The organism is Brevibacterium yomogidense, assembly GCF_016107685.1.
Lineage (GTDB): Bacteria > Actinomycetota > Actinomycetes > Actinomycetales > Brevibacteriaceae > Brevibacterium > Brevibacterium yomogidense.
Genome location: NZ_JABASY010000001.1, coordinates 486,862 through 503,994 on the forward strand (window position 1 = coordinate 486,862; position 17,133 = coordinate 503,994).

Annotated in this window: 10 protein-coding genes, 1 tRNA gene and 1 pseudogene; 9 read left to right on the forward strand and 3 right to left on the reverse strand. The window is 68.5% G+C overall.

Annotated elements, in window-relative coordinates; translation table 11 throughout:
* Nucleotides 1-22: 22 nt before the first annotated feature.
* Nucleotides 23-1,354: a ThiF family adenylyltransferase gene (locus tag JFC09_RS02080; RefSeq protein WP_198392307.1), complete on the forward strand. Its 1,332-nt coding sequence runs from the start codon at nucleotides 23-25 to the stop codon at nucleotides 1,352-1,354.
* A gap of 140 nt (nucleotides 1,355-1,494) precedes the next feature.
* Complete coding sequence (gene fdhD / locus JFC09_RS02085) at nucleotides 1,495-2,397, forward strand: formate dehydrogenase accessory sulfurtransferase FdhD (protein WP_198392308.1); 903 nt, start codon at nucleotides 1,495-1,497, stop codon at nucleotides 2,395-2,397.
* A 106-nt stretch (nucleotides 2,398-2,503) separates the two neighbouring features.
* Here fdhD and JFC09_RS02090 read toward each other — a convergent pair whose 3' ends face one another.
* Nucleotides 2,504-4,078 carry a choice-of-anchor G family protein gene (locus tag JFC09_RS02090; RefSeq protein WP_198392309.1) on the reverse strand — a complete coding sequence of 525 codons (1,575 nt, stop codon included), beginning with the start codon at nucleotides 4,076-4,078 and terminating at the stop codon, nucleotides 2,504-2,506.
* A 282-nt stretch (nucleotides 4,079-4,360) separates the two neighbouring features.
* Here JFC09_RS02090 and JFC09_RS02095 point away from each other — a divergent pair, with 282 nt between their 5' ends.
* Together JFC09_RS02095 and JFC09_RS02100 are read left to right on the forward strand one after the other, a co-directional pair.
* Nucleotides 4,361-5,143: an SDR family oxidoreductase gene (locus tag JFC09_RS02095; protein ID WP_198392310.1), complete on the forward strand. Its 783-nt coding sequence runs from the start codon at nucleotides 4,361-4,363 to the stop codon at nucleotides 5,141-5,143.
* Nucleotides 5,144-5,366: 223 nt separating this feature from the next.
* Nucleotides 5,367-6,323: an enoyl-CoA hydratase-related protein gene (locus JFC09_RS02100; protein ID WP_198392311.1), complete on the forward strand. Its 957-nt coding sequence runs from the start codon at nucleotides 5,367-5,369 to the stop codon at nucleotides 6,321-6,323.
* A 278-nt stretch (nucleotides 6,324-6,601) separates the two neighbouring features.
* Here JFC09_RS02100 and JFC09_RS02105 read toward each other — a convergent pair whose 3' ends face one another.
* Nucleotides 6,602-8,125 (reverse strand): L-lactate MFS transporter, encoded by a 1,524-nt coding sequence (locus JFC09_RS02105; protein ID WP_198392312.1) that lies wholly within the window; start codon nucleotides 8,123-8,125, stop codon nucleotides 6,602-6,604.
* Nucleotides 8,126-8,265: 140 nt separating this feature from the next.
* On the opposite strand from JFC09_RS02105, the pseudogene fdnG reads away from it, so the two are divergent.
* The 4 genes and pseudogenes from fdnG to JFC09_RS02130 form a co-directional block, all read left to right on the forward strand.
* Nucleotides 8,266-11,442, forward strand: a pseudogene (fdnG, locus tag JFC09_RS02115) (formate dehydrogenase-N subunit alpha); the annotation flags it as partial.
* 449 nt (nucleotides 11,443-11,891) lie between these two features.
* Nucleotides 11,892-13,130, forward strand: coding sequence for a 4Fe-4S dicluster domain-containing protein (locus JFC09_RS02120; RefSeq protein WP_198392768.1), 1,239 nt, complete (start codon nucleotides 11,892-11,894; stop codon nucleotides 13,128-13,130).
* Nucleotides 13,127-14,314 (forward strand): NrfD/PsrC family molybdoenzyme membrane anchor subunit, encoded by a 1,188-nt coding sequence (nrfD, locus tag JFC09_RS02125; protein ID WP_198392314.1) that lies wholly within the window; start codon nucleotides 13,127-13,129, stop codon nucleotides 14,312-14,314. The genes JFC09_RS02120 and nrfD overlap by 4 nt, the downstream gene beginning before the upstream one ends.
* Nucleotides 14,315-14,527: 213 nt before the next feature.
* Nucleotides 14,528-15,358: an oxidoreductase gene (locus JFC09_RS02130; protein WP_198392315.1), complete on the forward strand. Its 831-nt coding sequence runs from the start codon at nucleotides 14,528-14,530 to the stop codon at nucleotides 15,356-15,358.
* Between the two features lie 324 nt (nucleotides 15,359-15,682).
* On the opposite strand, the gene selD is transcribed toward JFC09_RS02130, so the two are convergent.
* Nucleotides 15,683-16,705, reverse strand: coding sequence for a selenide, water dikinase SelD (selD, locus tag JFC09_RS02135; protein ID WP_198392316.1), 1,023 nt, complete (start codon nucleotides 16,703-16,705; stop codon nucleotides 15,683-15,685).
* Between the two features lie 268 nt (nucleotides 16,706-16,973).
* Here selD and JFC09_RS02140 point away from each other — a divergent pair.
* Nucleotides 16,974-17,068: transfer RNA gene (locus JFC09_RS02140), tRNA-Sec, on the forward strand.
* Nucleotides 17,069-17,133 lie beyond the last annotated feature (65 nt).

The following is a 17,133-nucleotide window of genomic DNA, read 5'->3' on the forward strand; positions in this document are numbered from 1 at the left end:
TGCTGAGCCGGACAGGAGTGCGGTGAGCGCAGACGGTCGGTACGCGCGGCAGCTGCAGGTCCCCGGAGTGGGCGCGGAGGGCCAGGCGCGACTGGGGGCCGCGCGTGTGCTGCTGGTGGGCGCCGGCGGCCTGGGCAGCCCGGCGGGTCTGTACCTCGCGGCAGCGGGGATCGGGACGATCGGGATCGTCGACGACGACCGTGTCGAGCGCAGCAACCTCCACCGGCAGATCGTCCACAGGACGGACGACGAGGGCAGGCTCAAGGTCGAGTCCGCCGCCGATGCCCTGCGCGCGCTCAACCCCGAGGTGACGGTCGTGACCCACACCGTGCGGCTCACCGCGGACACGGTCATGGACGTGGTCGACGGGTACGACGTGGTGGTCGACGGTGCGGATTCGTTCGCCACCCGCTACGTGGTGTCCGACGCGTGCACCCTCCTGGACATCCCCCACGTGTGGGCCGCCGTCCTCACCGACGGCGGGCAGCTGAGCGTCTTCCACGGGTCGAAGGGCCCCGTGTACCGCGACCTCCTGCCGGTCATGCCACCAGCGGGTTCGGTGCCCAGCTGCGCGGTGGCCGGAGTGCTGGGCACAGTGCCGGGCGTGCTGGGGACAGCGATGGCCGGGGAGGTGCTCAAGCTGGTGCTGGGCATCGGGCGGCCAGCGATCGGACGAGTGCTCGTCTACGACATGCTCACCGCCGAATGGGAGACCGTGCCGCTCGCGCGCTCGCCCCACGTGGAGCGGCCGCGCGTCGCTGCCGATGTGGGGCGCGGCGTGCCGCAGCAGGTGAACGTGGCGGAACTGGCGCGCGTGGTGGGCGTGGAGGGGGGCACGGCCGGTGGCGATCGCGCGGCCGGTGTCAGCAGCGCCGATGCCGCTGCGGGTGCCGATGCCGATGCGGGTGCCGCTGCGGGTGCCGATCGACGAGACACCGCACTCCGGTCCGAAACACCGGCGCAGACCGCGGTGTCTCGAACCAGTGGACGGTCTCTCGCGGAACGGTCTGCCGTGCGCTCACTCGTCGTGGACGTCCGCACCCCCGCCGAGGCCGCCGCGGGGATGATTCCCGGCGCTCGCCTCCTGCCGATCGACCGGATCGAGGAGGAGCCCGAGGCCGCACTTTCGGTGTTGCGGGAGTGGTCACAGGAATCGACGGAGCCGGTCGATGTGTACCTGCATTGCCAGGCAGGATCGCGGTCGGCGAGGGCGCAGGAAGTGCTCGGTCGATTCGTCGATCATGACGCTGGGCTGCGGCTGCATGATCTTGCCGGTGGCTACGAAGCGTGGATCCGAGAGTTCCCGAACGACGTCACCCACGAGGGGGAGGACGGCAGCACCTCCGGACGCTGATGCAGCGCCATCCCGGAACGGGGGGTCGTACTGCTTACTTGCAGACGGGGTGGCCCGCGCCGGGGGTGATGCTGCTGCCCTCGTCGCGAGGAGTGCGAGACACTGGAGGGACAGCAGGAACCGGAGAGTAGGGGGCGGCGATGCGCAGGACGGTGCGGACCCGGGTGCGTCGGTTCGACGAGAACGGGCTCGTGGACGCTCGTGCGGACTCGTTGGCGGGTGAGGAACCCTTGGAGGTGCGGCTCGACGGGGAGCAGTTCACCGTGACGATGCGGACGCCGGGTGATGACGTCGAACTCATCGCCGGTTTCCTTCTGAGCGAAGGCATCGTGACGGACTGGGAACAGATCTTGCGCGTTGATTTCTCGGCGGGGATCGACCCGGACGGGACCCGGAACCTCAATGTGGCGCGCGTGAACCTGGAACCGGGGACGTGGGATCGGGACCTGTACCAGGCGCGGCAGATCTACACGTCGTCTGCGTGCGGCATCTGTGGAACGGCGTCGATCGAGGCGGTGCAGCGGACGACGACCCACCCGATCGTGCTGGACGCGATGAGTGACGACGGGCCGGTCGCGGGACCCGTCATCACCGCGAAGGCGCTGTTGCAGCTGCCGGATCTGCTGCGCGAGGAGCAGAAGCTCTTCGGATCGACTGGGGGAGTGCACGCAGCCGGGCTGTTCCGGATGGTGCGCGACACCGAGGACAGAGCGGACGAGACTGGACCTGTGGGGGTCGCTGATCGTGTGGAGATGCTTGCGGTGCGTGAGGACGTGGGCCGTCACAATGCGGTCGACAAGGTGATCGGATGGGCTATGCAGGAGGGACTGCTTCCGCTGTCCGACACGGTCCTGCAGGTGTCTGGGCGCGCGAGTTTCGAGCTCGTCCAGAAGGCGGCGATGGCGGGTATCCCGGTCCTGTCAGCGGTGAGTGCGCCCTCGGGTCTGGCGGTCGACCTGGGCAGGGAGCAGGGCATCACCGTCGTGGGCTTCAACCGCGGGAAGGGTCTCAACGCGTACTCCCACCACGAACGGGTCGTGTAACGATGACAGGTCGAACAGGTCGGGACATCTGAGCAGATGTCCCGACCTGTTCGCGGCGTTGGAGATGTCCTCCGGTAGGGAAGTATGTGGAGGTGCCAGTTGAGTACTAGTTCGGAAGAGTGTTTTCGCCGACGGATCCGCGCCCAAGTGAGAGGTTGAGTAGGTCGGCTCCTTCGAGGACCGCGAGGTGCAGCGCGGCGACGTCGAAACGGCCCGGGGGGAGCCCCTGGTAGAAAGCCGGGGCAGTTCCAGTCGAATTGTTCTGGGCATTCACAGTGAGGCTGAGAATCCCAGGGTCGGACAGGACCGTGAACAGAGATTCCACGAGCCCATTGACCCCCTGAAGCGCAACGGCAATGAGGCCGTCTCCGTCAAGCAATGTTGACAGTGCATCCCTAACGAGTTCACCGATTGCCTCAAGGGTGGATCCAGGGACGTTTCCGGTTAGTCCGCCCATGAGCTGAACGTTACCTTCTCCCGAAAGGAGCTCGTTGAGTGTTCCAGTGATTTTCAGTGCCCGAACTCGCAGTCCGAGCACTACCATCGATACGTCAATTTGCACCGAGACGAACTCGCCGAGCCGTTCAATGAGCGTGTCTTTCAGACCCTCGGTCAGAGCGCGTACTCCGCCAGCGGGAAGTCCGACGTCAACGAACAAGCGTGAGTTTGGCGCAAGACCATTCAGCGATCCGTCGATGCCACCAAAGGCGTGTCCGAGTAGAGGTGCTACGTCGATATCGATCGTGCCCTCTTCGAGATTCAGGATGAGCGCCTGGTCGTCCCCTTCGGGAATCTGGCCAGTCACCTGGCTGCTATCGAGGGTTGCTTCGACTTGGATATTGGCGCTCACCAGCTTGCCTAGTGCGCCCTCAAGGAGGTCAAGAATCGGGCCAGCATCCACGCCGATAGTCACGGGTGAAGTAGTGCTCAAAGCTGTTCCGAGCGCGCTCACGAGCTCCGATTCCACGAGAAGGTGCAAGTACGCGAGTAGGTACTCGCGTGTCACTTCACTCGGATCGGGCACTTCAACGATCGAGTCCATCTGTGCGCGCCCAGCAACCACTCCGATATCGAGTGTGAGATCAGTAATGTTCGAGACAAGCGCGGCAGCGGCGGGTACACCGGTCAGTTGCGCAAGCACGTGGCGCAGATGAAGCTGGCCTAATGAGGGGGCTGAACTCCCGTTGTGCTGTAGGTCGAGGGTGCCGTTGTCTGTAATGGCGCCTGCGCCCCCAATCTCTGCGACGCCCGCGGCGTTCGTAGCCTGATCGGCGAATGCATACTGGTTGATTGCGCCCACAGGCGTATCCGTGGCTGCAGAAAGCAGAGTGGAGAGAGTCCCCGTCAGCCCAGTGAGGTTGAGGTTGATGGCTTCCAGGACCGAGAGGTCAAGGGAATTGGAATCTTCGTCGGTATCCACCGTGCCAGCGGCAATTGCATGGGCCCCGTTGAGCGCAAGCAGTTCTGGACTGGTCTGTCCGCCGAGACCGATGCCCCCCAAGGCGCCACTGAGCAGCCAAGCGCGAGCTTGTGAGTCAAACGAGAACGACGCCGCCACTGCTGGTGCTGTCGTCGCGACCAGGAGGGTGGGTGCCGCCCACGCTGCGCCCTTCACCAGGGTGCGCCGGTTGGGGAGGGTCCGGAGCGGGCCGTCGAGGCCATGAGGTGTTACCGAGTCCATGGAGGCTTCCTTCATTGCAAGCGCGAGGTAGGTTCGCGACCTAATAAGGGCAGAAGTGGCGGTGCGGCGCCGAGTGGAGCGGTCGGGAGGGTCGCTCCGTGTCGCGGGCCTCAGATTCGGTGATACTGAGAATCACTCTGCATTGCCGTAAGTATTCCATACAGATGTGGAAGCGAGTACGCGGCGTCGATTTCCACCCGCAGGTTTACGCAGCTGTTCCCGCGGGCACCACCAGGTGAGATGCTGAGAACGCCACCCACACCGCGACGAAGGAGTGCCACCATGGATCTCGGGATTGCAGGGAAGCGCGCGGTCGTCTGCGCCTCGAGCGCGGGACTGGGCCGTGCCTGCGCGGAGGAGCTCGCCCGTGCCGGCGCCATCGTCGTCCTGAACGGCCGTCGCGCCGACGCCCTCGAGGCCACCGCGCAGAGCATCCGCGACGAGACCGGCGCAGACGTCCGCACCGTCACCGGCAGCGTTGCCGACGTCGACGTGCAGGAAGCACTCATCGCCGCAGCGGACGGTGCCGTCGACATCCTCGTCAACAACAACGGCGGCCCACCCTTCCGCGATTTCGCGGCCGTGGACGACGACGCCATCCGCGAGGGCGTGGAGAACAACATGGTCACCCCCATCGCGCTGGTCCGCCGCGTCCTCGACGGGATGGTCGAACGGAGGTTCGGCCGCATCGTCAACATCACCTCCGCCTCGGTGAAGACCCCGCTGGCCGGGCTGGACGTGTCCTCCGGGGCCCGCGCCGGCCTCACCGGGTTCCTCGCCGGCATCGCCCGGGAGGTCGCTCACGCGAACGTGACCATCAACTTCCTGCTCCCCGGGTCGTTCGACACGGACCGCCTGCAGTCCGGCCAGACTCTGTCTGCCGAAGCCTCCGGCAGAACCGTCGCCGAGGTGCGGGAGACCGCCGCTGCCACCATCCCCGCCCAGCGCTTCGGGTTCCCCGAGGAGTTCGGCGCCGCCTGCGCCTTCCTCGCCTCCGATCGCGCCGGCTACATCACCGGCCAGAGCCTTCTCATCGACGGGGGCGCCTACCGCGGCATCCTCTGAACCGCACTCGAGGATCGAGGCTGAACCGCGCGGGCGAGCCTCAGCCTGGCTCGTGCGAGTGAGTCGGCGCTGACTCGCGTGCGGAGAGCCAAGGGGCAGCCGTGGTTCTCACGGTGCGAACCCTCTCGCGCACTCGTCGAACGATCGTTAGATTAGAGGGTGATGGTCCGGCGTCGCACTGTCGTCGGACGAGGCAAACCGACTTTCAACGAGGAGAGTGGACATGACGGCAGACAATGCCGCAACAGCAGACGACTCTGCAGCCGCAGGCGCCACGGAGCGCGCATCCCGTGACTACGCGACGCTCGACTACGAGGTCGCCGACAGGATCGCGACCATCACGATCGACAACCCGCCCAGCCGGAACGGCTTCAACGGCACGATGCGGGACGAGCTCATCGCCGCGGCGAAGCGCGCGGACGGCGACGACGGCGTGCGCGCAGTCATCCTCACCGGCCGCGGGCGGTTCTTCTGCCCCGGCGCGGACCTGAGCGGCGGGGAGTCCACATTCGACTTCACCTCGAAGAGGCACGCAGAGGCCGACGAGGGGGACTCACGACCCACCGTCGACGGGGTCCGCCGCGACGGGGGCGGCCAGGTCGCACTCGCCTTCGCCTCCCTGCGCAAGCCCATCATCAGTGCGATCAACGGCGCGGCGGTGGGCATCGGCGCCACGATGACACTGCCCACAGACATCCGGATCGCCTCCACCGACGCCCGCTTCGGGTTCGTCTTCGCGCACCGCGGACTGGTTCCCGAAGCCGCCTCGAGCTGGTTCCTGCCCCGCATCGTCGGCATCACCCAAGCCCTCGACTGGGTCTACACGGGCCGCGTGTTCGACGCGGAGGAGGCGCGCACTGCCGGCCTTGTCTCCCGCGTCGTCGCACCCGACGAACTGCTCGACACCGCACGGGACATGGCCCGCGCCATCGTCGACCGTGCCTCCGCCGTGTCCCTGGGCGCCAGCCGTCAGCTGCTGTGGAGCATGCTCGGCGCGTCGTCCCCCTGGGACGCCCACAAGGAGGACTCGCGGCTGATCTTCGAACTTGGGCAGGCCGCGGACGCACGCGAAGGAGTCCAGTCCTTCCTCGAGAAGCGCGCGCCGGACTTCCAGGCGACGGTCCCGCAGGACTACCCCCACTTCCTGCCGCACTTCCCCGACAAGGACCGCATCGACTGACCGGGCGGACGCCGTGGTTGCACGCCCGACAGCGTGAAGGGTAGCCTCGCCTTACCTGATGGCGAGTGCGCTCGATCCGAGGACAGTGAGACGAAGTCGGAGAGGGCCGATCAGGGCCGGACCCCGGTGAGCGTTCGGTCGACGTGTCGACAGCCTCAGGGCTGATGGCCGATCGCCGGGGGAGCGACGGGGACGCGCCTGGGATGCAGCAGGCGCTCCCGTCAGAGCGAAGGGGCGGCGGAGACTGATGAGGGAGTCTCCGCCGCCTCGTTCTGTGCTCAGCCGACGAACAGTGCCGCCGCGCGCACGGCCGTCTCGCCCAGGCCGTAGAGGAGGCTTGCGACCACGACGACCGTGAGCACGATCGCCACGGCCCTGTGGACCGCACCGGCACCCCCGGCAGCGGTCTGCTGGTGGGTGTCTGCGGCCTCGGTCGCGGCCCGCCGGTCGGATTCGTGCCGCTGGGAGACCATGTCGCGGTCAGCGAAGTGCTTCTGGGACACCAGGCGGATGAGGATGTTCGACACGAGACCCACGCCGAGGATGCCCGCCATGATGAACAGCGACACGCGGTACAGCTCGAAGCCCTCCCCGCCTCCCGCACGGGAGCTCTCGACGATCGAGTTGACGAGCAGCGGACCCGCGACGCCGGCCGCGGACCACGCGGTGAGCAGACGGCCGTGGATCGCCCCCACCTGATACACGCCGAACAGGTCCTTGAGGTAGGCGGGCACCGTCGAGAACCCGCCGCCGTAGAACGACAGGATGATGAGCGTCGACACGACGAACAGGGCCAGAGACTGGGAACCCAGGCTCGCGATGAGGATGTAGAGCCCCGCACCCACACCCAGGTACACGAGGTAGATGTTCTTGCGGCCGATGTAGTCCGACACCGTCGACCAGATGAACCGGCCGCCCATGTTCGTGAGCGACAGCAGACCCACATAGCCGCCGGCTGCCACCGCGGTGATCCCGAACGACGACTGCACCATGGGCGACGCGCTCTCGAGGATCCCGATCCCCGCGGTCACGTTCGTGAAGAGCACGACCCAGAGGAACCAGAACTGCGGCGTCTTGAGCGCCTGATTCGCGGACACGGACCCGGTCGTCTGCATGGGCTTGTCGGTCTCCCGGTCCGGATCGAAGCCCTTCGGCCTCCAATCCGGGTGCGGCAGCCGGATCACGAAAGCGCCCATCGCGATGACGACGAGGTAGAGGACCGCAAGCGTGAGGAACGTGAGCATGAGCCCGCCCGCCATCGAATCGGGCCCGCCGCCGTAGAAGACCATGAGGGCGTTCGACGCGGGGCTCGCGATGAGCGCACCACCGCCGAACCCCATGATCGCGAGCCCCGTCGCCAGCCCCGGCCGGTCCGGGAACCACTTCATGAGAGTCGACACGGGCGAGATGTACCCGATCCCCAGGCCGATCCCGCCGATCACCCCGTAGCCCAGGTACACGAGCCACAGCTGACCGGTCGCGATCCCGATCGTCGACACGAAGAAGCCCGCCACCCAGAAGGCGCCCGCGACGACCATGGACTTCCGGGGGCCCGCGCGCTCCACCCACGTGCCGCCGATCGCGGAGGAGATGCCGAGCATCGCGATCGCGAGCGAGAAGATCCAGCCGATCGCGACGTCGCCGCCCTCGCCCATGCCGAAGTGCTCGGCCAACGGGTTCTTGAAGACGGAGAACGCGTACGCCTGGCCGATGCTCAGGTGGATCGCGAGCGCCGCCGGAGGGATGAGCCACCGGTTGAACGTCACGGGGGCGATGATCGCTTCCCGGTCGAGGATGGACATGTGAGCTCCTTCGCTCTCGGATGACCGAATCACCAGCGCATTCCGAGGACATCCTTCCCTGTCACACGGGTATCTGTCGATGCCTGGACGCGCGCGTCCGGACCAGTGCTGACCTGTGCGTTCGCTGGTATCGTGGCCGTATGGCGAGGTTCAGTCCACTCGAGTGGCCGGTCTTCCGGCAGTTTCGGTCCGGTGACACGACCGGCCGCGGCCCCTCTGTGACGTCCGCCAAGACCCGTGCGACGAAGCCGCGCACCGTCACCTCCGACGCCGTCGTGAAATCCGTCTGCCCCTACTGCGCTGTGGGCTGCGGTCAGAATGTCTTCGTCCGCGACAACAAGGTCGTCCAGATCGAGGGCGACCCGGACTCCCCGATCTCACGCGGACGCCTCTGCCCCAAGGGCGCCGCCAGTGAGCAGCTGGTGAACTCGTCCACCCGCATCACGGAGGTCCTCTACCGCGCGCCGCGCGCCAAGGACTGGCAGACCCTCGACCTCGAGACCGCGACGGACATGATCGCCGACCGGTTCCTCGAAGCGCGCCGGAAGCACTGGCAGGACACGGACGAGTTCGGCAGCCCGCTGCGCCGCACGATGGGTATCGCCAGCCTGGGCGGTGCGACCATCGACAATGAGGAGAACTACCTCATCAAGAAGCTGTTCACGGCGGCCGGCGCCATCCAGATCGAGAACCAGGCGCGCATATGACACTCCGCCACGGTTCCCAGTCTGGGATCCTCGTTCGGTAGGGGCGGCGCCACCCAGCCCATCCAGGACATGGCGAATGCCGACTGCATCGTCATCCAGGGCTCCAACATGGCCGAATGCCACCCCGTGGGCTACCAGTGGGTCGTCGAAGCGCGCCTGCGCGGCGCCAAGGTCATCCACGTCGACCCCCGGTTCACCCGGACGACCGCGAACGCGGACAAGCACGTCCCCATCCGGGCGGGCTCCGACATCGTGCTCCTGGGCGCGCTCATCCACAGCGTCCTGGAGCAGGACCTGTTCTTCGACGAGTACGTCCGCCACTACACGAACGCCGCGAACCTCATCAGCCCGGACTACCAGGGCCCGGAGGACCTCGAAGGCCTGTTCTCCGGCTACGACCCGACGACGCACACGTACGACAACGCGACGTGGCAGTACGAGCTGGGCGACGACGGGGAGCCGATCGTCGACCCGACGCTCGAGCACCCGCGCACGGTCTTCCAGATCCTCAAGCGCCACTACGCCCGCTACACGCCCGAGGCGGTGGAGACGACCTGCGGCATCAAGCCGGAGGACTTCGACTACCTCCTGCGCTCCGTGACGGAGAACTCCGGCCGTGACCGCACCACCTGCTTCGCGTACGCGGTGGGCTGGACCCAGCACTCGCTGGGCGCCCAGTTCATCCGCACCGCGTCGATCCTCCAGCTGCTGCTGGGGAACATGGGCAGACCCGGCGGCGGCATCATGGCGCTGCGCGGTCACGCGACGATCCAGGGGTCCACGGACATCCCGACGCTCTTCAACCTGCTGCCCGGCTACCTGCCGATGCCGTCGGCCGTCGTGCACGACGACTTCCAGGACTACGTGCGGGGCGTGGGCAGCCCGGACACGCAGAAGGGCTTCTGGTCGAACGGCAACGCCTACACGGTGAGCCTGCTCAAGGCGTGGTGGGGCGACGCGGCCACGGAGGACAACGACTTCGCCTACCACTACCTGCCCCGCATCAACGGGGCGCACGGCACCTACCAGTCGGCGGTGCGGATGCTCGAGGGCGGCGTCGACGGCTTCTTCATCCTGGGCCAGAACCCCGCCGTGGGATCCGCGAACGGCAGGATGCAGAGGATGGCGATGAGCCACCTCAAGTGGCTGGTGGTGCGCGACTTCTCCCTCATCGAATCCGCGACGTGGTGGAAGGACGGACCGGAGATCGAGTCCGGTGAGCTCAGCCCGGAGGAGATCGACACGGAGGTCTTCTTCCTGCCCGCCGCCAACCACACGGAGAAGGCCGGCAGCTTCACCCAGACGCAGCGGCTGGTCCAGTGGCGGTTCAAGGCGGTCGACTCGCCGGGGCAGGCGCAGAGCGAGCTCGACTTCTTCCACGCGCTGGGCGTGAAGCTCCGCGAGCGGCTCAAGGACTCCGACGACCCGCGGGACCGTCCGCTGCTGGACCTCACCTGGGACTACCCGATCGACGAGCACGGGGAGGTCGACGTCAGCGCGGTGGTCCGTGAGATCAACGGCTTCCACATAGGCGGCGACCGTGACGGCGAGGCCGTGGACGGCTTCAACGAACTGCGTGCCGACGGGACGACGGCCAGCGGCTGCTGGATCTATGCCGGCGTGTACGCGGGTGGGGAGAACCAGGCCGCGCGCAAGAAGCCGCGTGACCAGCAGGACGAGACAGCGCTGGACTGGGGCTGGGCCTGGCCGGCGAACCGTCGGATCCTCTACAACCGCGCTTCCGCGGATCCGGCGGGCGTGCCGTGGTCGGAGCGCAAGCGCCACGTGTGGTGGGACGCTGACGCCGGCCGATGGACGGGCCGCGACGTGCCGGACTTCCCGGCGGACCGCGCCCCGGACTCCACGAGTGAATCCGCGTACGGCGGTACGGGGTCACTGCGCGGCGACGACCCGTTCGTCATGCAGGCCGACGGCAAGGGTTGGCTGTTCGCGCCCACCGGGATGATCGACGGGCCGCTGCCCACGCACTTCGAACCGCAGGAATCGACCGTCCGCAACCCGCTGTACAGCCAGCAGAACAACCCCACACGCGTGACGATGCCGCGTGAGGACAACCTGTCCGCACCCGGCGCGGGCCTGCCCGGGTCCGAGGTCTACCCGTACGTCTTCACGACCTACCGCCTCACGGAGCACCACACGGCCGGCGGCATGTCGCGCTGGCTGCCGTACCTGTCGGAGCTGCAGCCGGAGATGTTCTGCGAGGTGTCGCCGGAGCTGGCGGAAGAGGTGGGTCTTGAGCCGTACGGCTGGGCGACGATCGTCTCCCCGCGCGCCGCGATCGAAACCCGCGTGCTCGTGACGAAGCGCATGAAGCCGCTCACGATCGCGGGACGGACGATCCACCAGATCGGCCTGCCCTACCACTGGGGTGCCGGTGGTGACGGCGCCGTGGTGCAGGGTGACTCCGCGAACGACCTGCTGGGCATCACGATGGACCCGAACGTCTTCATCCAGGCGTCGAAGTCCGTCGCCGGCGCGATCGTCCCGGGTCGCCGTCCGCGCGGTCCCGAACGGCAGGACCTCGTCGACAAGTTCCGTGCGGAAGCAGGTCTCACGGAGGAGTCCGGCAACCAGCACGCGACTGTGCCGGTCGAGGCGATCGTCGCTTCGGTGGGCGCGGGAAAGCTCGCGGAGCCGCTGGCGGCCGACGACCTCGCGGTCGCCTACGGCCCGCACGGGCCGGACTGCTCGTGCGACACGCCGATGGTCGACGGCGCGGACTTCCGCCGGGCGGAGCAGAAGGCGTACACGACGGTCACGACGACCGATGACCGCACGGGCCGGGTCGACATCCTGCCCGGAGCGGAAGCCGTCGCGGAAGGACCTGCGGGACAGTCCGAGGACGGCCCGGCGGGTGAGACCACGTCCGGCGGGACGGAAGAGGCCGCAGGCACGGAAGGCTCCGACGACGGGTCATCCGACCCGAGCAAGGCTGGGCACGTCCGGGACGGCGCCGGGGACGGCACCCGTGACGAGGCCCCGGAAGATGCCGGGAACGATTCCAGGAACGACGAGAGGGAGGACGATCGATGACGACGATGGACGAGCCCCTCGTCACGGACCGCCTGGGGGAGTCGACCGAATACGCGAGCTGGGGTGCGCAGGCGCACAGCCGCAAGGGCTTCTTCACCGACACGTCGATCTGCATCGGCTGCAAGGCGTGCGAGGTCGCCTGCAAGGAGTGGAACCGCAACCCGCAGGACGGGACGTACGAACTCCTCGAGTCGTCCTACGACAACACGGGAGGGCTGGGCGCGAACACATGGCGTCACGTCGCGTTCATCGAGCAGGACGGCGACCGCATCGCGAAGGCGCGGGAATCGGGCAGGAAGCTGGTGGGCCTCGGCATGCCCACGGTGGGCCCTCCGACGGGGGCGGCGACGACCTCGGGCGCGGCGGCATCGAACGTGGACGGCGGGCGCTCCGGCGGCTGCTCCCGCTGCGGGCCGTCCGGGTGCGGCCCGTCGGGATGCGGACCGTCCCACGGCGGCTCCGGTGCGGCCGGCCAGCCTGTGGGGGCCGGTCAGCCGGCCGGCGCCTCGGTGACGACGGACGTGCTGGGCGGGCTGCTGGACGGTGAGGGCGGCCCGGGCCTCAACGAACCCGCCGACCTCACGGGCGTCGACACGACCCCGCCGGACACCGCGGACTTCCGGTGGCTCATGTCATCGGACGTCTGCAAGCACTGCACGCACGCCGGCTGCCTGGACGTGTGCCCCACCGGCGCGCTGTTCCGCACCGAGTTCGGCACCGTCGTCGTCCAGAACGACGTGTGCAACGGGTGCGGCACGTGCGTCGCCGGATGCCCGTTCGGTGTCATCGAGCGCCGTGACGACGGCACGATCAACACGCCCACGGACCGCGAGGACCGCAAGGCGACGCCGATGGACGTCCACGACGAGGGCACCGCGAACAAGTGCACCCTCTGCTATGACCGGCTGCTCGAAGGACAGGAGCCGGCCTGCTCGCAGACGTGCCCCACGCAGTCCATCCGGTTCGGCGACCGCGAGGACATGGTCGCCCGCGCGGAGGACCGCGTCCGCGACCTGCACGCGAAGGGCCTCACGGAGGCCCGCCTGTACGGTGCCAACCCCCACGACGGGGTGGGCGGCACCGGCTCCGTCTTCCTGCTGCTGGACGAGCCGGAGGTCTACGGGCTGCCGCCGGACCCCCGCGTCCCGACGAAGGACCTGCCGGGGATGTGGGCGACCGCGGGAGCCGCTGCGCTCGGGATGATCGGCGTCGCCGCCCTGTCGTTCCTGGGAGGCCGCCGATGACGACCTCCCCCTACGACGCGTATCGCCCGCCGGACGGCGACCGGAGACGCAAGCGCCGCCGAGGCGGTGGTCGCCGGGGTGGCCGTGGTGGTCGCGGGTGGATGAACCGGGGTGCCGACGGTGGGCGTGAGATGCCCATGGTCGAGGACGTCGAATTCACCTCCTACTACGGTCGGCCGATCGTCAAGGCCCCGCCGTGGGGCGACGAGATCGGCGCCTACCTCTTCCTGGGCGGTCTAGCCGGCGGCTCCGCGCTGCTGGGGCTGGGCGGGCAGCTGACGGACCGGCCGGCGCTGCGCCGGAACACCCGGCTCACGTCTCTGGTGGCGCTGGGTGCGGGGACGCTGGCGCTCGTCGAGGACCTCGGCAGGCCCGAACGGTTCCTCAACATGATGCGCACCGTGAAGATCACCTCGCCGATGAGCCTGGGGTCGTGGATCCTGGGCGGGTTCGGCTCCGGAGCCGGTGTCGTCGCCGTGCTGGAGGTCGACCGGCTCACGGGGGAGCGGATCCCCCTGGGCCCGCTGGAGCCGCTGCGGCGGGTCCTCGAAGCGGTGGAGACGCCCCTGGCGCTCACCTCCGTCCTCTTCGCGACCCCGCTCGCCTCGTACACCGGCGTGCTGCTGGGTGCCACGGCCGTGCCCACCTGGAACGCAGCGGGACGGAACGGTCTGCCGGTCGTCTTCGCGGCCTCGGCGTGCGTGGCGGCAGGCGGGACCGCGATGGTGACGACCCCCGTCGCGCAGGCGGGACCGGCACGACTGTTCGCGCTGGCCGGCACAGCGGCAGAGCTCGTCGCGATGAAGGCGATGAAGGACCGGATGCACCCCGTCGAGGTCGAACCGATGGAGACCGGCGAGCCCGGCCGCAAACTGCACCGCGCGGAGGTGCTGACGATCGCCGGCGGTGTCGCGACGGCGGCGCTCGAAGTGGGCGTGCGCCTGCTGGACCGGAAGGGTCGCGGCGGTGCGGGGAGGACAGCCCTGCGGGTGGGCCTGCAGGTCGCGTCCGCGGCGGCGGGAGCGGCGCTGGCGGCGGCCTCGGCGTACACGCGGTTCGGCATGCTGGAAGCCGGCATCGAATCGACGAAGGACCCCAGGCACGTCGTCGAACCCCAGCGGGATCGACTCGCCGCCCGGCAGGCGGCCGGCATCACGCACGACTCGATCACGACGATCGGGTAGGTGGGAGGCCGCGGGGACGATGCCGCGGGTCCGGTGGGTGTCGCCGACCGTGTCATCGATGCCTCGACAGAGTCTCCCGCTGTGTCGCTCACTGGCCACTTCCCGTGTTCTCGAGGGACGGACGGGCGGCGGCGGGACTGTTGGCGGCGCACGTAGTCTGGCGGCGAATCCGCTCGACGAATGACCGAATCCGCTCGACGAAGGAGACGCACGATGGCGACATGGCTGATCACCGGATGCTCCAGTGGACTGGGGCGGGCAATCGCGATCGCAGTGCTCGAAGCGGGCCACAACGCCGTGGTCACGGCCCGCGATCCGGAGACACTCGCGGAGCTGGGCGATTCGTTCCCCACAACAGCAGCGGTCGTGCCGTTGGACGTGCGGGATCACGCGCAGGTCGTCGCAGCGGTCGCAGTGGCCGATGAACGTTTCGGAGGCGTCGACGTACTCGTCAACAACGCGGGCTACGGCTACCGATCCGCGCTGGAAGAGGGCGATCCGGAGGAGGTCGAGCAGCTCTTCGCGACGAACTTCTTCGGGGCCGTCGACGTCATGAAGCAGGCGCTGCCAGGGATGCGGAAGCGTGGCGCGGGCACGATCGTCAACGTCTCCTCGATCGCGGGACGGACCTCGCAGCCGGGCTCCGGGTACTACTCCGCGACCAAGTTCGCGCTCGAGGGTGCATCAGTCGCACTCGCGAAGGAAGTGGGGCCACTGGGAGTGCGAGTCGTCATCGTGGAACCCGGTGGCTTCCGGACGGACTTCGCCGGCCGATCGCTCACGCAGTCGGCGCACCCGATCAGGGACTACGCGGACACCGCAGGTCTGCGCCGCAAGGAGAACGACACGATCGACGGCCGCCAGCCCGGCGACCCGAAGCGCGCCGCGGAAGCCATCCTGCAGGTGGCCGCGTCCGACGACCCGCCGCTGCGCCTGCTCCTGGGAAGCGACGCACTGCGAAGGGCCGAAGGCGAGCTGGTCGCTCAGCGCGCAGAGATCGACACATGGATCGACCTCACCCAGAGCACCGACTACCCGGAGTGACGCGTGAGCCGGGCGCGTGGAATGGCGTGGGTGCCCCGGCGCGGACGGTGTGGTGCGCGGCTGTCGGTCGGAAGAACATCGAGTGAGTGGGATTCGGCCTCCCCAGCACAGTTCGGGGACGAATGGCACTCACTCGATCGAGGGAGGATCGCTACGAGGCGCTGGGTCACTGCACCCGGGCGTCCGCACCCACGTCTCTGCACCCGGATCTCCGCCAGTGACTGCACCGGGGTCACTGCACCCGGGCCTCTGCACCGGAGCTGCTGCACCCACGCCTCCGCACCGACGTCTCCGCCAGTCACCGCAAGTCGATGCCGCAGCCCGTCACCGCACGGTGATGCCGTCGCCTGCGACCGTCTCGCCGATCACCGGGTAGCCGGGGACCTCGCCGACGACCAGCAGACCACCTGACGTCTGCGCGTCCGCGAGCACCAGCAGGTCGTCCTCGCTGATCCCGGCGCCGGCACTGACGTGCGGACGCACCCAGTCGAGGTTCCTTCGCGTCCCCCCGGACACGTACCCGTCCTGCAGTGCTTCCGCCGCCCCGTCGATGAGGGGCACGGCCGACCGGTCGATCACCGCGCCCACACCGGACGCCCGCGCCATCTTGTGCAGGTGACCCAGCAGGCCGAACCCGGTGACGTCGGTGGCGGCCTTGGCCCCCGCCTCGAGCGCGGCGACGGAAGCGTCGTGGTTGAGGGCCGTCATCGACGCGATCGCGGCGTCGAAGACCTCGCCCGTCGTCTTGTGGCGGTTGTTGAGCAGGCCCACGCCGATCGGCTTCGTGAGTGTGAGGGGCAGGCCCGCGACCGCGGCGTCGTTCCGCAGGAGGCGGTCCGGGTGGGCGGTGCCGGTGACCGCCATGCCGTACTTGGGCTCCGGGTCGTCGACGGAGTGGCCGCCGATCACCGGTGTGCCCGCCGCGTTCGCCACCGCCATGCCGCCGCGCAGCACCTCACTCATGAGCTCCATCGGCAGGACGTCGCGCGGCCACCCCACGAGGTTGATCGCGACGACGGGAGTGCCGCCCATCGCGTAGATGTCCGACAGCGCATTCGCGGCGGCGATCCGTCCCCAGTCGTAGGCATCGTCGACGACGGGGGTGAAGAAGTCGGCGGTCGACAGGACCGCGAGGCCGTCCTGCACGCGCACCGCCGCGGCGTCGTCACCGTCGTCCAGCCCCACGATCACGTGGTCGAAGTGCTGGCCGCTCAGGGAGGAGAGCGCCGTCTCGAGCTCGCCGGGCGGGATCTTGCACGCACAGCCCCCGCCGTGCGCCATGGACGTGAGTCGGATCTCTGGTGTCTGGATCTGCGGAAGCTGCTGGCCAACGGCATCGGTACCCATGGACGTGAGTCTACGGATGGGCGCGGGTGCACGGAGTCGTGAGTCCGTGGAGAGTCGGTGGATTGACTGCGCGATTTCGCTGCTGAGTGCATCGTTTTCAGCAGTGAAACACTGCTGAAAACGATGCAGTCAAAAACGAAAACGATGCAGTCAACCGGATCGCACGGGGCAGTGGCTGAGCTCTGGCACGCGCGCCATCATGGGGCGCCATGACGAGTTGCCGCCACGGCCCGGACCGCCCGTGTCCGCCCCTGATAGATTCGCGATCGGAGGCGTCCGCGTCCTGGTGGTCGCCCCGGTCTTCAAAACCGGTGAAGCTCAGTATCTGGGCTTGGCGGGTTCGATTCCCGTCCGCCTCCGCCACACTTCCCGCGGCCGCAACAGTGTGAAGGAGTGCCAGTGGTCGACGACAACGACGACGCGTCGGG

Bases quoted from the DNA above. Each gene is read 5' to 3' on its own strand.
- fdhD (WP_198392308.1), top strand. From the start codon at position 1,495: ATGCGCAGGACGGTGCGGACCCGGGTGCGTCGGTTCGACGAGAACGGG.
- JFC09_RS02090 (WP_198392309.1), bottom strand. From the start codon at position 4,078: ATGGACTCGGTAACACCTCATGGCCTCGACGGCCCGCTCCGGACCCTC.
- JFC09_RS02095 (WP_198392310.1), top strand. From the start codon at position 4,361: ATGGATCTCGGGATTGCAGGGAAGCGCGCGGTCGTCTGCGCCTCGAGC.
- JFC09_RS02100 (WP_198392311.1), top strand. From the start codon at position 5,367: ATGACGGCAGACAATGCCGCAACAGCAGACGACTCTGCAGCCGCAGGC.
- JFC09_RS02105 (WP_198392312.1), bottom strand. From the start codon at position 8,125: ATGTCCATCCTCGACCGGGAAGCGATCATCGCCCCCGTGACGTTCAAC.
- JFC09_RS02120 (WP_198392768.1), top strand. From the start codon at position 11,892: ATGGACGAGCCCCTCGTCACGGACCGCCTGGGGGAGTCGACCGAATAC.
- nrfD (WP_198392314.1), top strand. From the start codon at position 13,127: ATGACGACCTCCCCCTACGACGCGTATCGCCCGCCGGACGGCGACCGG.
- JFC09_RS02130 (WP_198392315.1), top strand. From the start codon at position 14,528: ATGGCGACATGGCTGATCACCGGATGCTCCAGTGGACTGGGGCGGGCA.
- selD (WP_198392316.1), bottom strand. From the start codon at position 16,705: ATGGGTACCGATGCCGTTGGCCAGCAGCTTCCGCAGATCCAGACACCA.